Origin of the sequence: Cereibacter changlensis JA139, from assembly GCF_003034985.1 — a bacterium.
Classification (GTDB): domain Bacteria; phylum Pseudomonadota; class Alphaproteobacteria; order Rhodobacterales; family Rhodobacteraceae; genus Cereibacter; species Cereibacter changlensis.
This window is the reverse complement of record NZ_PZKG01000327.1, coordinates 1-1,456: the sequence shown is the minus strand read 5'-3', so window position 1 is coordinate 1,456 and position 1,456 is coordinate 1. Positions and strand designations below refer to the sequence as shown.

Sequence of the window (1,456 nt, the reverse complement as noted above, 5' to 3'; positions counted from 1 at the left end):
TTGCGACTCCGCTCCGCTGTTCACCAGCCTCGAGGCCGAGGCGGGCGCGTCGATCCGCTCGATCTGGACGCCGACCGTGGCAAACTTCTTCGGGCGCGTCTCGGCCGCCTACCTCGATGGTCTTGTGGCGGAACTGCTGGACCGCGACGAGACGGACACCCAATTCCGGGTGTTCAGAAGCCTCAAGAAAGGCGCGAAGGCCGCAGAACTGGAAAACCTGTTCAGCGATCCCGAGACGCAGGCGCACTGGAAGGTGACGCCCGCGCAGAAGGCCCGCCTCGATGCGTGGGTTCCCGACTGCGCCTGATCGCGACGGGGGCGGCGAGAGCCGCCCCTCCCTCCTGTCCCTTCGCCAGACCGAGGATGCCAGATGATAGACCGCCCCGCGCCCGAAGCCCTTACGCCCGATCAGATCACCGCCCTTGTCGACTATGCCCGCCAGCATGGCCGCTCATGGAAAAGCCGCCTCGCGCGGGAGTGGCGGGCCGTCAGCGCGTCCGCCGACCTCCACCGCCTGCGCAACACCCACGACCCTGCGTGGCTCACGACGTTCCGCCTTGACAGCCTCACACGCAAAGGTTGAAGTCGTCTCAGTATCCCCGTGCGTTTTGTCCTTATGGTGAGGACCGACTGCCGCCCCTCTGGGGCGGTTTTTTCTCTTCATCGGGCGGGCCAGTTGCGGCGGGAGCGCGGGTTGCCCGGTCAGCGCCGCCGCCAAGGGACGGCAGCGCCGACCGGCCCGGACCTTCGGTCCGAAGCCGCCAGGGGCGGCTGGCGCCGAGGGGCGAACGCGCTATCCTGACCCTTGACCAGCGCAGGAGCCGCCCGATGTGCAACCTCTATTCCCAGACCCGTAGCCAGGACGCCATGCGCCGGCTGTTCGACGGGATCGAGGATCTGACCGGCAACCTGCCGATGCAGACCGAGATCTATCCCGATTACAGCGCCCCCATCATCCGCATGGGCCAAGCGGGACGGGAGCTGGCGATGGCGCGCTGGGGCTTGCCCACGCCCCCGACCTTCCTTGAGGGCAAGAAGACCGACAAGGGCGTGACCAACGTCCGCAATGCGGCTTCCCCGCATTGGCGGCGCTGGCTGAGCCCGCCGCACCGTTGCCTCGTGCCGCTGTCGCGCTTCTCGGAACCCGACCCGGTGAAGCGCGGGCGGGCCGTGGTCTGGTTCGAGCTGGCCGATGATGCGCCGGCCTTCTTCGCCGGTCTCTGGGTTCCGCAGTGGACTTCGGTCCGCAAGCTGAAGGACGGCGAGACCACCGACGATCTCTTTGCCTTCCTGACCACGACGCCCAACGCCGAGGTGGCCGCTGTTCATCCCAAGGCCATGCCCTCGATCCTGACCAAGCCCGAGGAATGGGAGCAGTGGCTCACGGCGCCTTGGCCCGAGGCCAAGGCGCTGCAAAGGCCCCTGCCCGATGGCGCGCTGAAGATCGTGGAGCCCG

General features: G+C 67.9%; 2 protein-coding genes and 1 pseudogene. All 3 read left to right on the top strand.

Annotated features, from left to right (window positions below; all coding sequences use genetic code 11):
* Positions 1 to 307, top strand: a pseudogene (locus C5F48_RS25490) (ParB/RepB/Spo0J family partition protein); the annotation flags it as partial.
* Positions 308 to 370: 63 nt separating this feature from the next.
* Entirely contained in the window at positions 371 to 583 is a 213-nt protein-coding gene (locus C5F48_RS23725) for a hypothetical protein (protein ID WP_107666121.1), read from the top strand.
* 245 nt (positions 584 to 828) lie between these two features.
* The coding region (locus tag C5F48_RS23720; protein ID WP_107666120.1) for an SOS response-associated peptidase at positions 829 to 1,456 on the top strand (628 nt) is incomplete at its 3' end.

Coding starts and splice junctions, on each gene's coding strand:
- C5F48_RS23725 (WP_107666121.1), top strand. CDS start 371: ATGATAGACCGCCCCGCGCCCGAAGCCCTTACGCCCGATCAGATCACC.